Here is a 4602-nt window from a genome sequence, read left to right on the forward strand (position 1 = left end):
CCTGCTCATATGTAGCTCGCCTGGCTTCGGGTCTAGTCCATACGATAAACGCGCTATTAACGCTCGCTTTCACTATGTATCCAGAGCTCACGCTCCTTATACGAACCGTATAGAACTAACTCGTTGGCTCGTTCTACAAAAAGCACGCTGTCACGGTCCCGCTAAGCGGGACCGCTCCAACTCTTTGTTAGCGCATGGTTTCAGATACTATTTCATCTCCCTTACCGGGATGCTTTTCACCTTTCCCTCACGGTACTAGTTCACTATCGATCTCATGCAATATTTAGCCTTGGAAGTGTAGTGCTCCCATCTTCAAACGGGATTTCTCCGGTCCCGCCCTACTTTTCTCAGACCTAGTTCCACAAAAATGTTTTCACCTACGGGGCTATCACCCTCTTTGGCCGCTCTTTCCAGAGACGTTTGATTAACATTAATGCTAAAGACTGAAAGGCTGTTCCGCTTTCGCTCGCCACTACTGACGGAATCTCTTCGATTTCTTTTCCTCCTGGTACTAAGATGTTTCAATTCCCAGGGTTTGCTTCATTAACCTATGAATTCAGTTAATGATATACCGATAAATCGGTATGCGTTGTCGCATTCGGAGACCCCCGGATCAAAGCTTGCTTGGCAGCTCCCCGAGGATTATCGCAACCTGCTACGTCCTTCTTCGCTCGCATGAGTCAAGGCATCCACCATACGCGTTAAAGTAACCTTTCTAATTTTTTGAGAATTAGCAGTTAAGAATTTCCTAACCGCTACCTTATAATTTAAGATTGTTTTAACCTACTTTTGCCCATAGGGCATACACTAAATTAACGAATCAAAAACTAAACTTAACTAAAAAATTTGTTTATTTCGTATTAATATTCGTTTTCTTAGTGTATGTCCCACGGGACTTTGCTTGACTATCACTCATTTTCCCAGTGGGCATTCCCGCTGACATTTTAACACTAAGAAATTTGTGATGACCTTTATTCGATTGTAAAAGTTCGAACTTGTCCAGCACTAATTTTGCACTAGCACCTTTGGTGCTAAACCGGCTTCAGCCGGTACAAAATTTAGTGCGGGATAATGCGGAAACCGTTATCAGCTTACTAGCTTAACAATTGGTTTCAGCACTAAATTTTTGAGAAACAAAAAATCCGCCCTCAAGCGAATTAAAAGTTAGGCAATAAAAAAGCTAACGTTTCACCCGCTTTTGCTGTTCGATTTTTTAATCTGATTTCTCAAATTATTTTTACTTATTTTTAAACACTTAAATTAGCACGTGAATCCATTCTAGCAGTTATAAAAAATGTGTCAAGAGGGCATTTCGAATAAAATTCGAGCCCGCCGGACGCATCCAAGCAGGCTCAAAAAACAACCTTGATTTTCCTCATCTCCACCTTAAAAACGAATTCTGCGGTATGACTCCTTTTTTTAGAAAACCCATGCCAGTGCGTGAAATATATGTAGTTTTGCACTTGGCACATCTCCGTTCATGGTTTCCCCCAAACAACCCCCAATAGAAAATAGACCCGCAGTTCGGACACCTGCTCCAGATGCTCCATTGTGGAAAACGAAGAGTTTTTTCTCCTTTTTTCAAAGCTCTTTCGTATGGTTTATTGAATTTTTCAATTGCCCCAACGACAGACTTATTTATAGGAGAAATAATTCCTTTCTTTGAATCTTTAAAAATCTTAAAATCCTTGAGATTCATTTTTACCTCCTTGTTTATATCATAAAAACAACTGTTTATAATCTATATGAAGATAATATAAAAATCAAATGGTTATAAAAAATTCCGCATTTGCGAAGTGCGTAGCAAATTCCAGCTTGCGAGCATTAAGAAATTTTGTATCGGAGCGGAGCGAAGACTAAAATTTTAGCAAGCAAGCGTCAGAATTTGCCCAGCACGAGCCTTGCGGTCGATTTCTTTTCTTTCTGCTTTTCTTTTCGACAAAAGAAAAGCAGAGAATATGATTTACAATAACAAAAACCGCCCAAGATTATTTCAGGCGGTTCTGGGGTAAGCAAGAAATTTTAGTTCCCACAGGAAGCAGTTCCGGCGCCTGCCACAGCTGTTCCATCGCCAAATCCGGCAGCCGGAGCGGTCGAAGATAATGCCGCGCTGCATTCAGCCGGCTGGTTTTCAAATCCAGAACAAATCGCTTTAAGATAGCTGGCAGAATCACGCCCGGAGTTAATAACCGTTCCATTGACTACTAAAGTCGGCGAACCCTGCACGCCATATTTTTCATTCAAATCCGCATCCACTCCAAAAGGAGGATTTTGCGAGTTGGATTTAAATTTTTCAGTCAATCCCAAACTTTTGTCCGTCGCGTTCACGCAAGAAGTAATTTTTGTTTTATTTATCTTAGCTTGATTAGAACACTTTGCCGAATCTCCGGAAATATTATAACAGCTCAAATAATTGCTAAGCTTTCCTGGCTCTTCTTTTTGGATGCAATATTGGTTCAGGTTTTCATCAAATTCCTTTTGTCCATGAAGGATATAATCCACAAATTTCAGTTTAAAATTCACTTTCGAACCAAGTTTTTGAATTGCCGGCAGGATTCCTTTTTCTGCCTGGACTCCATACGGGCATTGGCTCATCACGAATAGTTCCACTTCCGGAACAGCATTTTTGACGGAAGCTTCTGTTGCTGCTTGAGTTTTTTGAGAATTTGCCTCATCCTTTTTTTCATCCATATCAATAGCCTGCGGGAAGAAAAGCTTTCCATCGTTGGTTGCGTAAGCTTCTATTTCTTGCGCCTGTCCTTGTCCGCCGACCGACAGAGTCATTTTATACAAAGAACCTTGTTTTTCAATTTTAGTAATGCTGAACTCCGCTCCCGGCTGGATCAGATTGTCTCTTACAAAATTTTCCACCTTTGTTTTGACTGCATCCTGACTCAAAACATTTTTGGTTTTACTTTTATAGGTAATTCCGACAGCAATAAGCAAAGCCAGAGCTACGATAAAAATAATCGCGTTTTTGCTTATTAGAAACTTCTTTTTTTGTTCTTCCTGCAAAGATGCTTTTGTTTCTTCCATATTGATTTACTTTAACTTATTAACCAGTCTGCTTATTTTACTATCTTTATCTCAAAAAGCCAAATCTCAAAATAGAGCATGGCGACGAATAATTTTTATCTGTAACTTTATGCTTTATCTAGATACTTCTGATGATACTCTTCCGCCTTGTAGAAAGTTGTTGCCGGAACTATTTCTGTAATTATTGGGTTTTTAAATTTTTTCATATTCTTTAATTTTTCCTTTGATTCTTCGGATATTTTTTTCTGATTCAGCGAATGATAAAAGACTACCGAACGATATTGAGTCCCCATGTCCATACCCTGGCGATTAAGAGTTGTAGGATCATGACTTTTCCAGAAAATCTCAAGCAACTTATCATAAGAAATTATTGCAGGATTGAATTTTATTTGAACTGCTTCTACGTGTTCTGTTTTTTCAGTACTTACATCTTCATAACTTGGATCCTCAGCGATTCCGCCCGTATAGCCCACAATAGTAGTTTTTATGCCATTAATACCAGAGAATATTTTTTCCACTCCCCAAAAACAACCTGCTGCGAATGTTGCGGTTTCAAGCATAATATTTATTTTCTGGATAAAATTTAAGCGCTACTGAATTCATGCAAAATCTATTACCAGTTGGACTTGGCCCGTCATTGAAAATATGTCCCAGGTGAAGCTCACAACGCGCACAGAGAACCTCAGAATAATCGCCAATTGGCACTAATTCGACATTTTCCCGAATAATCGGCTGGGTAAAACTAGGCCATCCTGTTCCGGAATTATATTTATCCTTAGAACTGAAAAGGGGAAGATTGCAAGCGGAACAATGATAAATCCCGTCTTTATCAAGCTTATTATATTCATTATCAAAAGACGGCTCCGTTCCTTTTTCCACCATTACTTTATACTGGAGAGGAGTTAAAATCTTTTTCCATTCCTCTTTTTTTCTTATAATTTTCTTTATCATAGAAATAATCTGTATTTATTTAATAATACAAAAAATACAAGCCTTTATTCTGCAAATAGTGCCCAAAAGATGAATAGAAAAAGGAAGGCGGTTTTGCCTTCCTTAGATTAATCAAATGGCGTTCAAGACAATAGACTCACCCTCTTTCATCTTGATGGTCTTGAAAAAACAAGATTTACGATTTTTACCTGAACGCATTTTCTTGTGACATACACCTTCAGTTCTCGGATTAACAAGATAGACAAGAGATGAATACTCGCAATCCACAAGTATTGCAACAACATCAAGAAAATTTCCCGACGTATTACCCTTAATCCAAAATTCATTTCTTGAAACTGACCAGAATGCTGCTACTTTGTTTTCAAGCGAATAAATAATCGCACTAACGTCGGCATGAGCTATCATCAGTATTTTACCTGACAGATAATCCTGCACTGCCACAGGAACAATGCCATTTGGATTTCCCTGAAAAAATCTACTCAGTTTTTCAAACTTAATAACTTTTCTGACATAATCTCTTGTTTCCATAAATTCCTCCTTTTTTATTTTTACTGCTATTACAGAACATCTACTTTCACCTCCTTCTTTTATTAAATTTTTAAATAACTAAAAATC

General features: G+C 38.4%; 5 protein-coding genes and 1 rRNA gene. All 6 read right to left on the reverse strand.

Features of this window, described 5'->3' with window-relative positions; all coding sequences use genetic code 11:
- Positions 1-717 (reverse strand): 23S ribosomal RNA (locus WC906_05185); the annotation flags it as partial.
- 658 nt (positions 718-1375) lie between these two features.
- Positions 1376-1699, reverse strand: a complete 324-nt coding sequence (locus WC906_05190) for a hypothetical protein (GenBank protein MFA5777799.1) — start codon at positions 1697-1699, stop codon at positions 1376-1378.
- Positions 1700-2022: 323 nt separating this feature from the next.
- Positions 2023-3036: a hypothetical protein gene (locus tag WC906_05195; protein MFA5777800.1), complete on the reverse strand. Its 1014-nt coding sequence runs from the start codon at positions 3034-3036 to the stop codon at positions 2023-2025.
- Between the two features lie 107 nt (positions 3037-3143).
- Positions 3144-3596 carry a peptide-methionine (S)-S-oxide reductase MsrA gene (gene msrA, locus WC906_05200; protein ID MFA5777801.1) on the reverse strand — a complete coding sequence of 151 codons (453 nt, stop codon included), beginning with the start codon at positions 3594-3596 and terminating at the stop codon, positions 3144-3146.
- A complete protein-coding gene (msrB, locus tag WC906_05205; protein MFA5777802.1) occupies positions 3589-3987 on the reverse strand; it encodes a peptide-methionine (R)-S-oxide reductase MsrB in 399 nt (132 codons plus the stop codon). The genes msrA and msrB overlap by 8 nt, the downstream gene beginning before the upstream one ends.
- A 111-nt stretch (positions 3988-4098) precedes the next feature.
- The gene (locus tag WC906_05210) at positions 4099-4515 is read right to left on the reverse strand and encodes a phosphoribosyl-AMP cyclohydrolase (protein ID MFA5777803.1); all 417 of its coding nucleotides are present in this window, start codon (positions 4513-4515) and stop codon (positions 4099-4101) included.
- Positions 4516-4602: the final 87 nt, after the last annotated feature.

This window comes from Parcubacteria group bacterium, assembly GCA_041657845.1.
Lineage (GTDB): Bacteria > Patescibacteriota > Minisyncoccia > Moranbacterales > JAKLHP01 > JAKLHP01.